Origin of the sequence: Micromonospora deserti (assembly GCF_003236335.1) — a bacterium.
GTDB classification, from domain to species: domain Bacteria; phylum Actinomycetota; class Actinomycetes; order Mycobacteriales; family Micromonosporaceae; genus Micromonospora; species Micromonospora deserti.
Genome location: NZ_POUB01000021.1, coordinates 15,283 through 33,476 on the forward strand (window position 1 = coordinate 15,283; position 18,194 = coordinate 33,476).

Consider the following 18,194-nt stretch of genomic DNA (forward strand, 5'->3'; position numbering starts at 1 on the left):
AAGAGGTTGGACAGTGCGCAGGATAGTTCGAATCGTTGTCGCGGGCGCCGCCGGGGCGGTACTGGTGGGTGGAACCGGCGCGTACGCCTGGGCCGACGCGAGCGAGACCAAGCGCCCGAAGGCCACCGCGGCGACCAAGAAGCAGATGCCGACCAAGGACACGATCGCGAATCTCTTCGCCGAGTGGAACGCGGCGTTGGCCACCGGCGACCCGCGAGTGGTAGCGGACCTGTACGCGAACGACGCCGTACTGCTGCCGACGGTCTCGAACCAGGTGCGCACCAACCGTGCCCAGATTGTCGACTACTTCGAGCACTTCCTCGAGAACAAGCCGCAGGGCAAGATCCAGAACTCGTACATCAACATCCTCGATGAGAACACCGCCATCGACACCGGCGTCTACGTATTCACGCTGGCCGCCAGTGGTCAGCAAGTCGAGGCGCGCTACACGTACGTCTACGAGCTGCGTGACGGCAAGTGGATGATCGTTAACCACCACTCGTCGGCCATGCCGGAAGCCAAGTAGATTCCGGTCGACTCGGCGTAGGTGTCCTCGGCGGCGGCGCGGAGGGCACCTACGCTCGCCACCTGCGTGTCGTGTGGTCCACCTCGGTCAACGCGCCGACTGGGCGGAGTCAGGTGGTGGTCCAGGTCGTGGTCGCTGGGCCGGACCGGACGCAGGAGTGGGAGGAGCAGAGAACCATCCGAGGAGGTGATGGTTTTCTGGATTCGGTGGCTACCGCGAGCCGCCACACTCGCGTCATCTGCGGTCTCGGCGTTTGCGCCTGGTCGGCCCGCGTTGGGCGGAACAATCGGGCGGTGGCCGAGGATGACCGCCCGCAGCCGATCATGCTGAGACTGCTCAGGGGTCGGCCGCCTGCCGGTAAGCGACCCGCCGCGCCACTGCGTGAACAGGGAGGCGCGCGGCAGGCGAACTTCCTGGAGTTGTTCTTCGATCTGGTGCTGGTCTTCGCCCTGTTCGGGGTCGTCTCACGGATCGTGTCGGGCATGGTGGGCGACAGCGCGGTGGAGCGCTGGGGGTCGCTGGTCTACGTCCTAGTGCTGGCCCTGCCGCTGATCTGGTTGTGGACGACCACGGCGCATATCACCAGCCGATTCGACCCGCGTCTGCCGGTAGTTCAGGTGATGGTCCTCAGCAGCGCCTTCGGCCTGGTGATCATGACGACCTCGTTGCCGTTCGCGTTCACGGCACGCGGCATCGCGTTCGCCCTGCCGTACGTGCTCCTGCAGGTGGGTCGCCCTCTGGTCCTGGTCATACTCCTTCGCGACCACCCCCTGCGGGTGGTCTACGCGCGGTCCATGATCTGGTTCGCCGCGTCCGCGGTGCCCTGGCTGGCCGGCACCCTGGTGATGGGCGGGCCGCGAGTCGTGTTGTGGGCTCTGGCCGTGACGATGGAATACGGTTCGGCGCGGCGGGGCTGGCCGGTGCCGGGACTGGGCCGGCGACCGGCCAGCGCCTGGGCCGTCGGTACTGGCCATCACCTCGCCGACAGGTACCAGCAGTTCCTGCTGATCGCCCTCGGTGAGAGTGTGCTGTCGGTGGGGACCAAGTACACGGCCGGCCCCACCAACGGCCCCACCACCCTGGCGCTGGTGGTCGCGTCCACGTCCTGCTGTGGCGGATCTACTTCTACCGCTCTGGGCAGGTGCTCGCCGAGGCTCTGGCGACAGCCGGAGACCGGGCGCGGGCAGGCAGAGCCGTCGGGGCTGCGCACGTGCTGATGGTCATCGGCATCATGGCCGTCGCGATCGCCGACGGCATCGTGCAGGTCCATCCGACCGACCAGGTGCAACCAGCCTGGCTCGCGATGATCCTCGGCGGCCCGGCGATCTTCCTCTACGGCAGGATCAGGCTGGAACGCCTGGTCTTCAACCGCTTCTCCATGCGCCGCCTCCTCAGCATCGCGGCGTTGATGGTCCTGGCAGTGCCGCTGGCCTTCACCACACCGTTGATCGCGGCGACCGCCGCCGCCGGGGTCCTGCTCGGCATGGCCGTGGCCGACGCCCGCCACGCCGCCGGCCGGCCGCCGGAGGCCCCGTCACCACCGTTCTGACCCCGCTGACATCCACTCTTGCCTCGACGCTGATCTGCCAGGAGGCCGGCGTGAGCTACCGGCTCGAAGGCGTTCGGCGCACCTTGTTGCCCGTGGCGTGTGGTCGGGACGGCAGCTGGGTCAGCTTGAGGGCTTCGGCAGTGGGCCGCCGAAGGCATCGAGCACGGCCCGGGCCATGTCACCGGCCTGGACGGCGTCGCCCAAGAGGCGGAGCGCCGCGGTGAGCTTGTCCAGGTAGTCGGGGGCGCCCTGGTCGAGCGGTACGATCACTGACGGCTCGCGTGGCTCGGCGGCATGCGGCCAGCGGAACGTCGCGTGGACGCCGGCCTCCTCTCCGGCCTGCACGAAGCCGGCCATGCCCATGAGGGCGACCAGCCGCTTCGGGTCGATCGCGGCTAGGCGGTCAGCGAGCTCGTTCACGGCTGCCTCCCATGCAACCACTCTGTCCCCTCAGGGGCCGGTGCCCACTCGATCAACAGCAGGCCAGAGGCGAGCGTCATCACGTGCCGGTACCGCTCGAGTACCTGCCAGGGCGGCCTCGCGACCACCCCGGCTCGCACTGCCAGCGACGCAACTCCGCGCGGGCGCTCAGGATCAGGGTGTCAGGCCGGAGCACCTTTCGACGCCGCTATGCATGCTTCCCGCGCTTGACCGCCGGCTGGCACCTGGCAGAACCTCGCCGCGGCGGTCGAGTGGCGGGATGGCGCAGGCGCTGCTGGCACAACCGCCCGTCCCCTGCCGACCGGGTAGTCGACGGACGAGACGGTCAGCGCGGTCGCCTCACGACGCCCCCGTCGGGACCTCCGTTTGCCCGGCGGTGGCATGAACGGCACAACCGCGGGAAGAAGCGGTTCTCCCACAGTCAGCGACAGGGGTGGAGGAGGGCCGTCACACGGGTGACATCCGGAGCCGGGGTTGACTGGATCAAGCGGTGGGCACGAAGCCGATGAACCCGTCCTGTCCAGGCGGGTGGTGGTCCGGCTGCTGGTGGTGCTGTCCGCCGCATCCGGCTGCCTCGACGTGTTCTGCCTGACCCGACTCGGGGGCTTCTTCGCCAGCGTGATCACCGGCAATCTGGTGAAGTTCGGCGACGCGATCGTGACGGCGGACACCCGCCCGGTGGCGGGCGGCCTGGCGGCGGTGGGCGGATACGCCGTGGGTGTGGCGGCTGCCACCGCGCACCTACGCCACGCCGGTACCGGCTGGCGACGCCGTACCGGGATGGTCGCGGGGGCCGAGGCGGCGCTGCTCGTCGGCGTCGCGGCGTTCTGGTTCAGCACGGCGGAGCGCCCCGGGTACGCCGGTGGGCTCGCGCTGCTAGGTGCCGCCTCGGCGGCGAGCGGAATGCAGACCGCGGTCACCATCAGCTCCGGGTTGCGGGGCGCTTCGACGACCTACTTGACCGGCTCGCTGACGGACGTGGTCCGGACTATCGTGCTCGATCCGCACCGCTTCGCCGCTGGGGCGGGTGGTGTCAGCCGGCTGCTCGGGCTGCTCGGCGGCGCCGTGCTCGGCGCGTTGACGCTGCGCGTGGCGCCGAGCTGGACCCCCGCCCTGGCGGCGGCGTTGGTGGTGGCCGTCGTGCTCGTCACCGTGGGTTTGACCCGAGCCAGGATCACCGATCGGAAGGCACCTCGATGAGAACCGACGTTCGGACCGTCGGGGGGTGCGCGAGGCGCCCGACGCGACGGTGCAGGCGGAGACCGACCCGCTGGTGCGGATCACCTCCGGCGCCCTGTGCGGCACCGACCGGCACGGGTACCGCCGCACCAGAGCTGACCGGGGTCACGAGGCAGGGCGACCTCCGGGCAGGCTCTCCGGTGTTCCCGCCCTGGCGTGGGGAAGTCACCTGGAGCGCCCGCAGCGGGTCGCCGTCACCGAGGCCGCGGGCGGCGGGATAGTGCGGATGGTGCAAATCGGGCACGACCGGGGCGACGGCAGCCGGGCGGAGGTGGAGCTGGACTGCGAGTTCCCCGGCGGCTGGGTCGGCGAGGGACGCACACGACGATGGAGGGCAACCATGGGATTCGAGTTCGTGCCGGCGGTGCTGGCCGGCATCGTCGGCGGGGCGGTGATGAGCGGCCTGATGGCCGTGATGCGCAGGGCCGGCAAGACGTCGATGGACATCTCGCTGATCGAGGGCGCGATGTTCACCGGCGATCCCGGCAGGGCCAAGGGGATCGGGGTTTTCATCCACCTCGTCGTGCTCAGCGGCGTGGTCTTCGGGTCGATCTATGCGCTGCTGTTCGTCGCCTTCGACGTGGCGGCGGTCAACGCCTGGTGGGTCGGTGCCCTCATCGGCGTGGTCCACGGCGTCGGAGCCGGCCTGGCCATGGGAATGCTGCAGGCGGTGCACCCACGCATGCCGGCGACCGCCAGCGCCGGCCACGGTGGCGGGCTGCGGCTCGACCCGCCCGGCCCGTTCGCCAAGAACTATGGTGCGGCGACCGCCCCCGGAATGCTCATGGTTCACGTCGTCTACGGCGCCGTGGTGGGTCTGGTCTACGCGCTGATCGTTTCCTGAGCGTCCGCGATTCGGCAGGGAGAGCCGTGTCGCTGCCGGTGTGGCGTGGCCCTGCTCAACCGACTCACCGGGGGCACACGCGTGCGGGCGGAACCGGCCCGGTTCGCTCCCGACGGGCCGGGTATGTGGCGCAGGTGGCACAAGCGCCCAGCCCTGAGGAGATCTACGCCAGCGCCCGCAGCGAGGGCGAGCGTCGGCTGTCGGCGAGCGCGCTTGAGCAGGCCTCCACCGGCTTCATCGCCGGGGTCACGATCGTGTTCGGGATCGTCGCGCTCGGCATGACCCGCGAACTGGTGGCAGCGGACTACTCCGCGGGCGTGGGGGAGTTGGTCGGCGCGCTGGCGTTCGGCATCGGCCTGGTCTTCGTGGTGGTCGGACGCACGGAGCTGTTCACCGAGAACTTCTTCGACCCGGTCGCCGCGGCGGTGGCGCGCCGTCGGCTGACGGCCGCTGGGCAACTGGCCCGGCTATGGGCCCTGGTGCTCGTCCTCAACCTCGTCGGCGGTGCGGTGATGGCCGCCGTGTTCACCGTACGGGAAACGCTCCCGTCCGGTGCCCACCACACCCTCGCCCTCGTGGCGGAGGAGATCGCCGCCAAGGACGGACTGGCCACCGTCACCCGCGGCATCGCCGCCGGAACGCTGCTCACCCTGTTGTCCTATCTGCTGCACGCGGTCGACACGGCCGGCAGCCGGGCCGCCCTGGCGTACGTGGCTGGCTTCTTCCTTGCCCTCGGCCCGTTCGACCACGTCGTGGTCTCCGGCCTGCACCTGTTGTTCGGCGTCTGGCTCGGTGCCGACGTCGGGTACGCCGACCTGGGGCTCAACGTCCTCCTCGCCGGCGCCGGCAACCTGGTCGGTGGGCTGCTCCTGATGACGCTGACCCACGCGGTGCAGGTTAAGGGCGCGTTGTGACCCCAAGCGAGAGACCTGCGCGGTGAGCGTTCCGCCCCGCGGTTTCAGGTATCCATAGCGGGCGAGGCCGTGGCGCGCCGGCTCCTGGCCAGCTCCGCCGCGAGGCGCTCGCGGCACGATGGCGTCACTCGCCCCATCGCAGGCTGAGCGCCTCGGCGATCTCCAGGGCTCCAGGGTGGCTGTCCGTCCGCGTCTCCACCAGGCCAGCCGTCCAGCCCGCCAGTCGTACCGGTCTGGGCCTGCGAGGCTGACGACCGCTGAACGCCGCTGTTGGCGCTGCCGCCACCGGCCGACCTCACGTCACCCGAGTGGTCCACCGCCACCGGTCCACTCATCGACCGGGAACCAGTGAACCCGCTGTTTGCCGCTGCCCGCTCCCTGCGCCGTCGCCGTCCCGGTCTTCGACACCCGAACGGCGCCGGCGGAACTCGGCAACGCCGACCACACCGCCACGCCGAGCGCCGCCACCGCGGCCAGCGCCGACACGACGGCGGCGACCTGGTTCGCCTGATCCCACCGGGCCACGGCCAACACCGTCAGCCCAGCCACGGCCACGCAGGTCCCGATGATCACTATGCGTCGTGCCACATCCACTCATGATGGCCTATCGAGCGCTGACGCCGACACCTGCAACGTCCGAGGTAGGGCGGGGCGGCGATTGGCCAGGCCGGCCTGCGCGACGGCCGCACTTCCGCCACCGCGGCTGCCCACCGCCGAGTTGGAGCGAAGCGTCAGGCCCCTCCCGCCGCGCCGTGCAGCACGACCAGGCCCGGCACGGGCGCGCGGCCAAGCTCGGCGCCGGTGGCGGGATCATGCCAGCTCACGGCATCGGTCTGGCCCACGTAGAGGCGCTTCCGGTCGGGGCTGAGCACGAGACCGGTGACGGGTTCGCGGACCGGCCATTCGGCCGCGAGGCCGAGACCGGCGAGGTCCACCGTACGCACCATCGTGCCGGCGCCGACGAAGAGGCGGTCACGGTCGGCGACGGCGTGGCCGGTGCCGGCGCCCTCGGCCATCGTGGTTGTCCGGCTTACCGTCAGGTCCTCCGAGGATATCTCCGCGATCCTGCCCGACGTGACGTCGGCGACGAAGAGCCGGCCCCCATCGGAGCTGATGGCCATGGCATGACCGTTCGCGGGCGCCTCTCCGAACGGGTGTGGCAGGTCGATGCAGTACGCCCATCGCTCGGCGAGGTTCAGCGTGTGCACGAACGCGTGCACGTTGCCCGGCCGTCCGCTGACCAGGTCGCGGGTGTGCTGGTGGTCGGGCTGATGGGTGTAGAGCGTGTAGAGGATCGTACGATTCGGCGCGAGCACCGCCTGGCGTCCGTCGCCACGCATCTCCTCCTCGGCACCGGACGGGATCGGCGCCTTGCTGCGGGTGACGAGCGGGCCGGGCACCCGGGTCTGAAGATCGACCACGCGCACCCGGTAGCGGTCCGGCGCCTTCGCCGGGAGCCACTCGAGGACGAAGAGTCCGGCGAGATCCTCGGTGAACGTCTCGGGTACGAAGTTGCCCCGCAGCTCCAGCCGGTGCTGGACTCCGGTGGTGTCGGCGATCAGCACCGGGGTCACGTCCCGCCCGTCCGGGCGCCCCCCGGTGACGCTCACCTCGCTGGACGTGAGCGCCACCCGCGTGCCGCTGGCCGAGACGGCCTGCGGCACCCAGCGGCCGGGCAGCCTGAGCCGAGCGGAGGCGTGGCCCGTGGCGGTGTCGATCCGCCAGAAGTCGGTGTCGGCGCCCGCGAGCGCGGTCGCGTAGATCGCCGAACCGTCAGCGGTGGCGACGGAGTTCGGCACCATCTGCCGGTCGGCACCGCGCAGTACGCCCAGCCCGTCGTCGACCTCGACGAGCAGTGCGTCGGGCAGGGTGACGACGGAGGCCGAACTCCGGCTCCGAGCTGGGGTGCAGCCGACCAACGCGGCGACGCCGCTACCGGCGAGCATGGTCAGAATGGTGCGACGCGAGATCGATGTCCTTACCGTCATGTCCGGGTGACACCGCCAGTCCCGCCGAAGTTCCACCCCGCCTACTGGAACCCGCACCGCGCGGGCGGTGTCATGAGTGCGATTCCACCGGAGGCTCCACTGGACGACGAAGAGTTCGTCACCCGCGCTCGAGCAGGTGACCTGGAGGCGTACGAACTCCTGGTCGCCCGGCACACCGCGTCCGCGCATCGGACGGCGGTGCTGCTCGGTGCGGGCGCGGACGCGGACGCGGAGGACGTTATCCAGGAGGCGTTCGTGAAGGGGTACCGCAAACTCTCCCGCTATCGCGGGGAGTCCTCCTTCCGCGCCTGGCTCCTGGCGATCGTCGCCAACGAGACCCGCAACCTCCACCGCTCCCGCAACCGGCGGGATGGCCTGGTCCTGCGGGTCGCGGTGGCGAACCCGGCGTCGGAGATCGCCGAGGATGTCGCCGTCGGCACCGTCCTCGCCCGGGAACGACGCGCCAGGCTGGTACAGGCCCTGCGCCTGCTGCCGGTGAAGGACCGTGAAGTGATTGTCTGCCGGTTCTTCCTCGACCTCAGCGAGGACGAGACCGTGACGATGTTGGGGTGGCCCCGGGGCACCGTGAAGTCGCGCACGTCCCGGGCGCTGGCGAAGCTGCGCGGCCTGCTCGACCGCGAGGAGGTTGGCCGTGGATGACCTCGAAAGGGAACTGCACGACCTCTCCGCCTGGCTGGAGACCCCGGAAGCCCCCGATGTGACCGCCCGCGTACGCACCCGGCTCGCCGCACCCGCGCGCATTCGGCGCCGGTGGCGCTACTACGTCGCCGCGGCGCTCGTCGCCCTGCTCGTGGCGTTGCTACCGCCCGGGCGCGCCGCCGTCGCCGACGCGGTGACTGGGCTGCTGCGGTTCGCCGGGATCGTCATCGCCACCTCGCCCGCACCAGCACCACCGACCGGAACGCCGTCGCCGTTGCCGTCGCAGCGGCCCGCCGCCCTCGATGAGGCGCAGCGGAAAGTGCGCTTCCCGATCCGCCTACCGGCGAAGCTGGGCCAACCCGAGCAGGTCCTGGTCGCCGATGTCGACGACACAGGCACCTACCGGGTGGTGACGCTGCTGTATCGCGGAGGTGCACTGCGCGTCGATGCCTTCGACGGTCACCTCGACCCGGTCTTCCAGAAGCAGGCCAGCGGCCCGGGCGCGGACTGGGTCCAGGTCAACGATGACGTGGCTGTCTGGATCGGGGGCCCGCACGGCCTGACCTATGTGGATCGTTCGGGCCAAACCCGCGTGGAGACCGCGCGGCTCGCCGCCTCGACTCTGATCTGGCAGGACGCCGGTGTGAGCTACCGGCTTGAAGGCGACATCACCAAGCTCGAGGCCATCGACATCGCCTCCTCGCTGAGCTAGGGGAACCGGCGTGCTGCGCACCGCCTACGTGGCTGACCGATCGGGCCGAGGCGTCCTTCGCCATCAGGTGCCCCGCTACCGCCACGAGTGGGGGCGTAGCGGCCGCCGAGGGGCGTCAGGCGGGGTACGCGACGGTGGCCATCATCCCGTGTCCCGCCCACCCCGCCGGGCGGAGAAAGGTGATCACACCTGCCCGTGGGTGACCGCGCGCCGCTGGCCGTACCGGGTCATGCCCCGTGGCTTGTAGACCGCCAGCACCGTGGCCGCGAGCAGTACGATGATCCCGCCGCCGGCGTGCACGACGAGCGACACGACCTCGCGCCACTGCCCGGCAACCGCGGCGGGCCCGGGAGCCATCGCCGCCTCGGCCAGTTCACGGATGGGCGCGAGTTGGAGCATCAGCACCGCGGTGGCCACCACGACCAGTATCAGCTTCACCACCACCCACCAGTGGCGCACCAACCCCCACGGCGTACCGAGCGACGACACCAGACCGCTGAGCAGCGACGCAGCCGCGAGGGGAACGACGGCGAACCGGACCGACAGATCCATCGCGATGTACCCAGCCCGGATCGCCGCCGGATTTCGGCTGCGCACCGCCGCGACGGCCAGGACGAGAAAGACGACGACGGCGCCGAGCCAGCCCAGCGAATTGGCCACGTGCACGGTCAGGGCCGCTTTGCGCGCGCGGGCGCAGCACGCGCGTCACCGCCCGCCGGGCAGGTGACGGCCCGGACCGTGCTCACCACCAACGCCGCCGACCTGCACCACCACCACCACCACCAACGCGACCAGCAACGCGGCCGCGAAGATTCCCACCACCTTCACCCACCGCGGGCACTCCCGCAGGCCCTCGCCGGTCACCCGACTGGTTCGCCATCTGCCTCTCCCGTCGTCACCTGGAGAGACACCCGTGCCAGCTTTATCGATACGATATGTCCGCGCTAAGTCAACGCCGTGACCTCCGAGGCCGGGCTGCGTCGGCTCCTCACCCTCACCCTCGCCGCGCTGCACCCCCGGCCGCCAGCTGACCGGTCAGGCCGCAGGTGCGAACAGCGGGATCAGCCGGTCGGGGTCGAGGTACGTGGTGATACCGATGATCGAACAGTGGGACACGTCGAGAAGGACCAGCCCGAAGGGCTCGTATCGGCCGTCGGGGCGGGGCCGCAGCTGCCAGAACGCCGGCGAACCGTTGACTGCGGCCGGGACGAGGCGCGCGCCTGCGCAGGACGCCTCCGGGTCCAGCAGGGCCTGCCGGATCTGGTCACGGCCGCGAAGCCACCACCTGAAAGGCGGCATCGACATGGTGGCGTCCTCGTGCAGCAGTGCTACCAGCGCCGGGATGTCGTGGCGCTCGAAGGCGCCGCAGTAGCGGGTGAGCAGTTCACGTTGCGCGGGGTCGGACGGCCGGAACGGTTCGCCGGACGTGCGGTCAACCGTCTTGAGCGTGGACCTTGCCCGTTGCAAGGCACTGGTCACCGACGCGACGGTGGTGTCCAGCAGGCGTGCGACCTCCTCGGCCCGCCAGCACAGCACGTCGCGCAGGATCAGCACAGCCCTCTGCCGTGGCGGCAGGTGTTGCAGCGCGGCGACGAACGCCAGGCGGATCGTTTCGCGCTGCACGGCCAGCTCCTCCGGGTTGCCGTTCATCGGCAGCGCGCGGGCGTCCGGAATCGGCTGGACCCACGTCTGCTCCGGTGCCGGCTCGCCGATGCCCGTCCCCACGTTCGCTGCCCGGCTGAGATCCATGGCCAGGGCCCGGCGCTGGGCGCTGCGGAGCATGTCGAGGCAGACGTTGGTGGCGATGCGGTACAACCAGGTCCGCAGCGAGGCGCGCTGCTCGTCATAGCGGTCGAACGACCGCCAGGCGCGCACCAGCGTTTCCTGCACCGCGTCCTCGGCCTCGAAGCCGGAGCCGAGCATCCGGTAGCAGTAGCCGGTCAGTTCGGTGCGGAACGGCTCCAGCCGGGAGGCTTCGCCGGTCGGCGTCTCCACCATCGGTGTGACCATACGCCCCCGCACACACCCCGCGGCGACCGATGAGTTTCCGGCGCTCGGCGCGTACTCCTGACGACAGCGCGCCGAGGGGCGCGCCGGACAGGAGGCAGGCAATGGTTGGCGATCCAATTCGGGCTGCGGTGGTGGCGGAGCGTGGCGAGCAGGCAGACCTGCTCGCCACCCTGCGACCGGAACAGTGGGACGCCCCCACGCTGTGTGAGGGCTGGCGGGTGCGTGAGGTCGTCGCTCACACGACGATGCCCTTCCGGACCACGGCCGGACGGATGGTGCTGGATCTGGCGAGGGCCCGCGGGAACGTCAACCGCATGGCCGATCGGTCCGCCCGCCGCGACGCGGCCAGGTTGCCGGCCGACGAGCTGCTCGCGTCGCTGCGGGACAACGTCGCGCACCCGTGGACCCCTCCTGGCGGAGGGGCCCACGGGGCGCTCTCGCACGACGTCATCCACGGACTCGACATCACGGTCGGCCTCGACCTGGACCGCCGAGTTCCGCCAGAACGGGTCGCGATGGTACTGGCCGGGATGCGGCCGAGAAACATCGCGTTCTTCCGAACGGACCTGACCGGGGTCGCGTTGCGGGCGACCGACCTTGACTGGACCTACGGCACGGGGCAGCCGGTCCGCGGCCTCGCCCAGGATCTGCTACTCGTCCTCTGCGGCCGCCGCCTGCCGCCAGGAAAACTCGACGGCGAGGCCGCGGCCCGCTTCTCCCGGTAGCCGGCGACGGCCGCCGCCGCTGGACTTGCCGGCCGGCGCTCCTGGATCTCGGCCAGCGCCGTCATACCCGCCACGTGTCGTCGGGCAGGGCTCGCTCCGCCGGCACCCGCCCGGAACAAGCTCCGCAACTTCCGGTCCTCTTCGGGCCCGCCGGACGGATCGTCAGTGCCGACGCCAGGCCAGGGCGCCGACCGCGGCTCCGGTCAGGCCGGCGGCGGTGACCAGGCGGTGGCGGGACGGCCATGCCTGCGGACTGCGGCCGTGCGACCGGCCGGTGAAGCTGCCCCTCGCCCCGTAGTCCTCGCCGCCCGGTCCGTCCACCGGCTGCCACAGGTTCGCCGGCCGGTCCGGGTCGGCCGGTTGGTCGGTTTGCTGCGAGCCGTACGCGGTCCGGGCCAGGTACCGGTCAAGCAGTCCCGGGGCGACCCGGTTCTCTGCCGTCAGCATCCCGCCCCAGACCACCCGCACGACCGCACTGGCCAGCCGCACCGGCACCCCCGGTTGCCGAGTTCATCGCGCCCTCCCTCTTCCGGACGGCGGCACCGCCTCAGCCCACCCGGTACGCCTCGGCCTCGACGGCCCGCAGTTCCAGCCCGTTGCCGGGTCGGTCGAGCGGCACGGGTGCGGCGCCCCCGGTCGCCGGCATGGCGCCGTCGAACAGCATCGACTCGATCCGGACGTGGTCGTGGAACCACTCGATGTGCCGCAGGTTCGGCACCGCGGCGGCGACCGGCAGGTGCTGGTGCGGCGCGCAGTGCGCCGACACCTCCAGCCCCGCTGCCGCGGCCACCGCCGCCGCCCGGAGGAACTCGCTGATTCCGCCGCACCGAGTCACGTCGATCTGAAGGCAGTCGACGTACGGGGCCATGCGGTGGAAGTAGTCGAGGTCGTAGCCGTACTCCCCGGCCGTCACGTCGGGCAGCACCTGGTCACGAACCAGTCCGAGCCCGACCAGATCGTCGGAGCTGACCGGTTCCTCGTACCAGCGCACGTCGAGGTCGGCGGCGGCCCGCGCCACCCGGATCGCCTGCTTGCGCTGGTAGGCCCCGTTGGCGTCGACATACAACTCGGCGCCGTCGCCGATGGTGCGCCGGGCGTCGGCCATCCGGGCGAGGTCGCGCCCCACGTCGGCCCCCCAGGACTCACCAATCTTGATCTTCACCCGGGGGATACCCTCGTCGTGCACCCAGCCGGACAACTGCCGGCGCTGGCGCTCGGCGTCGTAGGTGGTGAATCCGCCGCTGCCGTACACCGGGACCTGTCGGCGGGCGGTGCCGAGCAGCCGGGCCAGCGGCAGGCCGTGCCGGCGGGCCTTGAGGTCCCAGACCGCGCAGTCCGCGGCGGAGAGCGCCAGCCCGGCAACCCCCGGGCGCCCGGCGTTACGCAGCCGGTGCTGCATGGCCGCCCAGATGCACGGCACGTCGTCCGGATCAAGATCGCCGACCTCCGGGGCGAGCAGTTCCGTCAGGACCGAGACCGCCGCCGCCGGCCCGTAGGTCCATCCGATGCCCACATGCCCGTCGGCCTCCGCCCGGACGAGCACCATCGTGGTGCTGGTCCAGGCGAGCGTGCCGTCGCCTTCCGGCGCGTCGGTCGGCACCCGATACGCGGTGGCGGTCAGCCGCATCGCCGGTCGCGGCCCTTCCGGCCGGCCCATGCGGCGAGCGCGGCCACCGTGCCGATCGCGGCCAGGCCGGCCGCGCCGGTGGCGAGCAGCCGCGCGGCCCGGGGCGGCCGGGCCGGCCGCTCCGCCCACCAGCGCTCCGGCCGGGTCGGCACCTCGTTGCCGTGGAGGCCGGCGCGGAGCAGCTCGGCGAGGTGCATCGCCTCCCGGCCGCCCGACGCGCTCTGCTCGACCTGCGTACGGCAGCTGAAGCCGTCGGCGAGAATGACGTCGGCGTCGTCGGCGTCACGTACGGCCGGCAGCAGGACCCGTTCGGCGCAGGCCTCGGAGACCTCGTAGTGCCCCTTCTCGAAGCCGAAGTTGCCGGCCAGGCCGCAGCAGCCGGAGTCGAGGAAGTCGGCCCGCACCCCGGCGGCGTCGAGCACCGCCTGGTCGGCGGCGGTGCCGAGGATCGCATGGTGGTGGCAGTGCGTCTGGACCAGGGCGTGCGCCGGCAGCGCCGGCGGCTGCCAGCCCGGACTGTGGTCGTGCAGCAGCTCCGCCAGGGTGACCGTCTGCTCCCGCAGCCGGGTGACGTCATCGTCGGCCGGGAACAGCTCGTGCGCGTCGCTGCGGAACACCGCCGTGCAGCTCGGCTCCAGCCCCACGATCCGGGTGCCGGCGCGCACGTGCGGTCGCAGCACCTCCACCGTCCGCCGCAACACCGCCTTCGCGATGCCGAGCTGTCCGGTCGAGATCCAGGTCAGCCCGCAGCACACCGCCTGTTCCGGTACCCGTACCCGCCAGCCGGCCGCTTCCAGCACCTCCACCGCCGCTCGGGCGACGCCGGGGTGGAAGCGGTTGGTGAAGGTGTCCGGCCAGAGCAGCACCTCACCGCGCGAACCGTCGCCAGCGGGGGTCCGCCCGGTGAACCAGCGTTGGAAGGTCTCGGTGGCGAAGACGGGGATGTCCCGGCGCTGGTCGATCCCGCCGGCCAGCTTGGCGAGCCGACTGAGCCCCGGCGCGTGGCTGAGCGCGTTCACCACCCGGGGCGCGAGGCCGGCCGCCGCCGCCCAGACCGGCAGCCAGCCCATGGCGTAGTGCGGCACCGGACGCAGGCGCCCGCGGTAGTGGTGGGAGAGGAACTCGGCCTTGTAGGTGGCCATGTCGACGTTGACCGGGCAGTCGGCCTTGCAGCCCTTGCAGGCGAGGCAGAGGTCGAGCGCGTCGCGGACCGCGTGCGAGCGCCAGCCGTCGTCGACGGTACCGCCCCGGGCGGCACCGTCGAGCATCTCGAACAGCAGCCGCGCCCGCCCCCGGGTGGAATGCTCCTCCTCCCGGGTGACCATGTATGACGGGCACATCACGCCGCCGTGGTGGCGGCGGCACTTGCCGACCCCGACGCAACGCAGCACCGCCTTGCCGAAGCTGCCGCTGTCGTCCGGGTAGGCGAAGACGGTGTCGACGTCGCCGTGGTTGTAGTCGACACCGAGACGCAGCTGCCGGTCCAGCGGGTGCGGCGGCATCACCTTGCCGGGGTTCATCCGGTCGTCCGGGTCGAAGATCGCCTTGACCTGGCCGAACGCCCGCACCAGCCGGTCGCCGTACATCTTCGGCAGCAGTTCGCCGCGGGCCTGCCCGTCGCCGTGCTCGCCGGAGAACGAGCCGCCGTAGGCGGCGACGAGATCGGCGGCGCGTTCGAGGAAGGACCGGAACTGCCGTACGCCGTCGGCGGTGCGCAGCCGGAACGGGATCCGGGTGTGGATGCAGCCCTGGCCGAAGTGCCCGTAGAGCGAGACCTGTTCGAAGCCGTACTCCTGGTAGAGCCTCTGCAGATCGCGCAGGTAGTCGCCCAGCCGGTCGGGGGCGACGGCCGAGTCCTCCCAACCGGGCCAGGTGTCCTGCGCGTGGGGCACGTGGGCGGTGGCGCCGAGTGCGGAGCTCCGTACCTCCCACATGCGCTGCTCGTCGGCGGGGTCGGCGAATTTCTGCACGGTCGGTCCGCCGTCGCGGCACACGGCGGCGAGCAGGCGGTCGGCGGCCGCCTGGGCGTCCTCGTTGGTGTCGCCGCCGAGCTGGACCATCAGCCAGGCGCCGCCCCCGGGCAGCTCGTGCAGGACCCGGGGATGGAGGCTCTTGCGCCGTTCGAAGCTGATCAGCTTGTCGTCCAAGCCCTCCAGCGCGATCGGCTGGTGCTCCAGGATCCTCGGGACGTCGTCGCCGGCGGCGGCGATGTCGGGGTAACGGAGGAAGACCAGGGACGCCGCCTTGACCATGGGCACCAGGCGCAGCCGGGCGCGCAGGATGGTGACCAGGGTTCCCTCGGAGCCGACCAGGGCCTGGGCGAGGTGGAAGTTCTTCTCCGGCAGCAGGCTGTCGAGGTTGTAGCCGGAGACCCGCCGAGGGATCTTGGGATACCGGGTGCGGAGATCACCCAGGTACTCATCGCGAAGTGCCCGCAGCTGCCGGTAGATCTCCGCCTGCCGCCCGCCCCGGCGCTGGATCTCCGCGTACTCCTCGTCGCTGGTCTCGCCCACCCACATCCGGGTGCCGTCATAGAGCAGCACGTCCAGTTCCACGACGTTGTCCACCACCTTGCCGGTGCGCTGTGCCGTGGACCCGCACGAGTTGTTGCCGAGCATCCCGCCCAGGGTGCAGTGGTTGTGGGTGGCCGGACGGGGGCCGTACTCAAGGCCGGTCGGCGCGAGCTGCTCGTTGAGCGAGTCGAGCACGATGCCGGGCTCGACGAGGCAGGTCCGAGCCTCCGGGTCGACCTCCAGCAACCGGTGGCAGTACTTCGACCAGTCCAGCACCACCGCGGTGTTGGTGCACTCGCCGGCCAGGCTGGTGCCGCCGCCTCGAGACACCAGCGGCGCCCGGTGGCGGCGGCAGACGGCGACCGCGGCCACCGCTGCCTCCACCGTGCGGGGTAGGACCACGCCGAGCGGCACCTGCCGGTAGTTGGAGGCATCCGTCGAGTACGCGCCGCGGGAGCCGGCGTCGAAGCGGACCTCCCCGTCGACCTCCGCCCGCAGGTCGGCGGCGAGGGCGGCCAGATCGATGTCGCCGACCGGCCCGGGCGGCCGCAGGACGGGCTCGGGCAGCAGGACACCGCTCACGAGCGCATTTCGTTGATCTTGTCGCGGGCCACCGAGGTGACCGTGGCGACCTTGTGCGGCTGGCCGCGCAGGAAGGCCTCGGTGAAGTGCTTCGCCTGCTCGTACCGGACCTTACCGGGCATCGGCGGCTCGTTCGGGTTGACGTCACAGTCCACCAGCGCGGGTCCGGGATGGGCCAGCGCCTCCCGGATCGCACCGGGTAGCGCTTTCGGGTCGGTGACCTTGGCCCCGTAGCCGCCGCAGGCACGTGCCCAGGCGGCAAAATCGGCCTCCGGCTGGCGGTGCCGCACGGCGTACTCCGGGTAGCCGAGGATGATCTGCTCCCAGAGGATCTCGCCGTAGGCGTTGTTGTTGTTGATGATCACCTTGACCGGCAGCTCGTGCCGCACGGCGGTGAGGAACTCAGCCATCAGCATGGCGAACCCGCCGTCCCCGACGAACGCGATGACCTGCCGGCCGGGGTACGCGTGCTGCATGGCGATCGCGTACGGCAACCCGGGCGCCATCGTCGCGAGGTTGCCGGACAGGTAGAACTCCCGCCCGCCACGGATGGTCCAGTGCCGGGCCGCCCAGGTGGCGATGGTGCCGGAGTCGCAGGTCAGAATGGCGTCCGAGGTGGCCGCCTCGTCCACGCAGCTGATCAGGTACTGCGGGGCGATGGGGTCGCGGCTCGGGTCCTGCAACGCGACCATGGCGGAACGCCACGCGTCGCGCTCCGCCTGGTACTTGCTGAGGAACGACCGGTCCGTGCGGGTCTGGAGCATCGGTAGCAACTGCTGCAACGCCAGCCGGGCGTCGGCGGCGACCGCCGCCTCCACCGGCAGTCGCATGCCGATCAGGCTGGCGTCCAGGTCGATCTGGACCACCTTCGCCTGACCCGGCGATGGCAGGTACTTCCCGTACGGGAAGGAGGTGCCGACCATCAGCAACGTGTCGCACTCCTCCATCAGCTCCTCGCTCGGCTTCGTGCCGAGCAGGCCCAGGCCGCCGGTGGTGAGCGGATGGTCGTCCGGCACCACCAGCTTGCCGGGCAACGTCTTGACGATGGGGCTGGCCAGCGCGTCGGCTACGGCGAGCACCTCGTCCCGGGCGCCGCGCGCCCCGACGCCGACCAGCATGGCGACCTTCTTCCCCGCGTTCAGCACCTCCGCCGCACGGGCCAGCTCGGCCTGCGACGCCGGCACCGGGGGCTGCGACAGCACGGGACTGCTCATCGGCGGCTTACCCGGGCTGACGTGCCGGTAGGGGTCCTCGCTGACCGCAGCCACCTGCACGTCGTTCGGGAAGGTCAGGTGCGCGACGGTTCGCTTGGCCAGAGCGTTGCGGATGGCGATGTCGACCACTCCCGGCATCTGCTGCGGGTTGGTCACCATCAGGTTGTACGCCGCCACGTCCTGGTAGAGCAGCGGGGTCTGCACCTCCTGCTGGTAGTACGAGCCGAGGACCGAGGTCTCCTGCATGCCGGTGATGGCCAGCACCGGCACGCGGTCGAGCTTGGCGTCGTACAGCCCGTTGAGCAGGTGGATGGCGCCCGGCCCGGACGTCGCGGCGCATACCCCGAGGCGGCCGGTGGCCTTCGCGTAGCCGGTGGCCATGAAGGCCGCCGCCTCCTCGTGGTGCACCAGTACGAACCTCAGCTTCTCGCGCTGCCGCCGGAAGCCCTCCATCAAGCCGTTGATGCCGTCGCCGGGCAGGCCGAAGATGGTGTCCACCCCCCACTCCAGCAACCGTCGGGCCAGGCTCTCGCCAACAATTTCCTGCACGTCATTCCTCCTGGCTGTGGAGCTGGGATGTGTGCACCGCGGTTCTTGCGGTCACGGTCAGGTGGGCCCACGAACCCGGGAGCCCGACGGTGCGGCGGCTA

General features: G+C 71.3%; 16 protein-coding genes and 2 pseudogenes. 8 read left to right on the forward strand and 10 right to left on the reverse strand.

Going from position 1 to position 18,194, the window contains the following annotated elements:
• Positions 1-13: 13 nt before the first annotated feature.
• Entirely contained in the window at positions 14-526 is a 513-nt protein-coding gene (locus tag C1I99_RS05695; protein WP_199561992.1) for an SgcJ/EcaC family oxidoreductase, read from the forward strand.
• A 323-nt stretch (positions 527-849) separates the two neighbouring features.
• Positions 850-2,075 (forward strand): annotated as a pseudogene (locus C1I99_RS33800) (low temperature requirement protein A).
• A 120-nt stretch (positions 2,076-2,195) separates the two neighbouring features.
• On the opposite strand, the gene C1I99_RS05710 reads toward C1I99_RS33800, so the two are convergent.
• Positions 2,196-2,495, reverse strand: a complete 300-nt coding sequence (locus tag C1I99_RS05710) for a hypothetical protein (protein ID WP_111133139.1) — start codon at positions 2,493-2,495, stop codon at positions 2,196-2,198.
• Positions 2,496-2,990: 495 nt separating this feature from the next.
• Between C1I99_RS05710 and C1I99_RS05715 the strand changes: the two genes are divergently transcribed.
• The 3 genes from C1I99_RS05715 to C1I99_RS05725 all read left to right on the forward strand — a co-directional run bounded on the left by C1I99_RS05715 (position 2,991) and on the right by C1I99_RS05725 (position 5,513).
• Positions 2,991-3,716: a YoaK family protein gene (locus C1I99_RS05715; protein WP_111133141.1), complete on the forward strand. Its 726-nt coding sequence runs from the start codon at positions 2,991-2,993 to the stop codon at positions 3,714-3,716.
• Between the two features lie 25 nt (positions 3,717-3,741).
• Positions 3,742-4,599 (forward strand): hypothetical protein, encoded by an 858-nt coding sequence (locus tag C1I99_RS05720; protein ID WP_111133143.1) that lies wholly within the window; start codon positions 3,742-3,744, stop codon positions 4,597-4,599.
• A gap of 134 nt (positions 4,600-4,733) precedes the next feature.
• Complete coding sequence (locus C1I99_RS05725) at positions 4,734-5,513, forward strand: formate/nitrite transporter family protein (protein WP_111133177.1); 780 nt, start codon at positions 4,734-4,736, stop codon at positions 5,511-5,513.
• A gap of 300 nt (positions 5,514-5,813) precedes the next feature.
• Here the strand turns inward: C1I99_RS05725 and C1I99_RS32230 are convergent, their stop codons facing one another.
• Both C1I99_RS32230 and C1I99_RS05730 read right to left on the reverse strand, forming a co-directional pair.
• Positions 5,814-6,038 (reverse strand): hypothetical protein, encoded by a 225-nt coding sequence (locus C1I99_RS32230; protein ID WP_199561993.1) that lies wholly within the window; start codon positions 6,036-6,038, stop codon positions 5,814-5,816.
• Positions 6,039-6,244: 206 nt separating this feature from the next.
• The gene (locus C1I99_RS05730) at positions 6,245-7,459 is read right to left on the reverse strand and encodes a YncE family protein (protein ID WP_233512352.1); all 1,215 of its coding nucleotides are present in this window, start codon (positions 7,457-7,459) and stop codon (positions 6,245-6,247) included.
• A 114-nt stretch (positions 7,460-7,573) separates the two neighbouring features.
• On the opposite strand from C1I99_RS05730, the gene C1I99_RS05735 reads away from it, so the two are divergent.
• Together C1I99_RS05735 and C1I99_RS05740 are read left to right on the forward strand one after the other, a co-directional pair.
• Positions 7,574-8,161 carry an RNA polymerase sigma factor gene (locus C1I99_RS05735; protein ID WP_111133146.1) on the forward strand — a complete coding sequence of 196 codons (588 nt, stop codon included), beginning with the start codon at positions 7,574-7,576 and terminating at the stop codon, positions 8,159-8,161.
• Positions 8,154-8,873 (forward strand): hypothetical protein, encoded by a 720-nt coding sequence (locus C1I99_RS05740; RefSeq protein WP_111133148.1) that lies wholly within the window; start codon positions 8,154-8,156, stop codon positions 8,871-8,873. The genes C1I99_RS05735 and C1I99_RS05740 overlap by 8 nt, the downstream gene beginning before the upstream one ends.
• Before the next feature lie 183 nt (positions 8,874-9,056).
• Here C1I99_RS05740 and C1I99_RS05745 read toward each other — a convergent pair whose 3' ends face one another.
• The 3 genes from C1I99_RS05745 to C1I99_RS05750 form a co-directional block, all read right to left on the reverse strand.
• Positions 9,057-9,533, reverse strand: coding sequence for a DUF2269 domain-containing protein (locus C1I99_RS05745; protein WP_199561994.1), 477 nt, complete (start codon positions 9,531-9,533; stop codon positions 9,057-9,059).
• Between the two features lie 45 nt (positions 9,534-9,578).
• Entirely contained in the window at positions 9,579-9,737 is a 159-nt protein-coding gene (locus C1I99_RS33195) for a hypothetical protein (RefSeq protein WP_199561995.1), read from the reverse strand.
• 171 nt (positions 9,738-9,908) lie between these two features.
• Positions 9,909-10,871, reverse strand: a complete 963-nt coding sequence (locus tag C1I99_RS05750) for a sigma-70 family RNA polymerase sigma factor (RefSeq protein ID WP_111133178.1) — start codon at positions 10,869-10,871, stop codon at positions 9,909-9,911.
• A gap of 113 nt (positions 10,872-10,984) precedes the next feature.
• On the opposite strand from C1I99_RS05750, the gene C1I99_RS05755 reads away from it, so the two are divergent.
• Complete coding sequence (locus C1I99_RS05755; RefSeq protein ID WP_111133151.1) at positions 10,985-11,608, forward strand: maleylpyruvate isomerase family mycothiol-dependent enzyme; 624 nt, start codon at positions 10,985-10,987, stop codon at positions 11,606-11,608.
• A gap of 162 nt (positions 11,609-11,770) precedes the next feature.
• On the opposite strand, the pseudogene C1I99_RS05760 reads toward C1I99_RS05755, so the two are convergent.
• The 4 genes and pseudogenes from C1I99_RS05760 to C1I99_RS05775 form a co-directional block, all read right to left on the reverse strand.
• Positions 11,771-12,073: pseudogene (locus tag C1I99_RS05760) on the reverse strand (SDR family oxidoreductase); the annotation flags it as partial.
• An 82-nt stretch (positions 12,074-12,155) separates the two neighbouring features.
• Positions 12,156-13,235, reverse strand: coding sequence for an enolase C-terminal domain-like protein (locus C1I99_RS05765; RefSeq protein WP_111133179.1), 1,080 nt, complete (start codon positions 13,233-13,235; stop codon positions 12,156-12,158).
• Positions 13,226-16,330, reverse strand: a complete 3,105-nt coding sequence (locus C1I99_RS05770; protein ID WP_111133153.1) for an FAD-binding and (Fe-S)-binding domain-containing protein — start codon at positions 16,328-16,330, stop codon at positions 13,226-13,228. Before C1I99_RS05770 ends, C1I99_RS05765 begins: the two co-directional genes overlap by 10 nt.
• Positions 16,327-18,093, reverse strand: coding sequence for a thiamine pyrophosphate-dependent enzyme (locus C1I99_RS05775; RefSeq protein WP_111133155.1), 1,767 nt, complete (start codon positions 18,091-18,093; stop codon positions 16,327-16,329). Before C1I99_RS05775 ends, C1I99_RS05770 begins: the two co-directional genes overlap by 4 nt.
• Between the last annotated feature and the right edge of the window lie 101 nt (positions 18,094-18,194).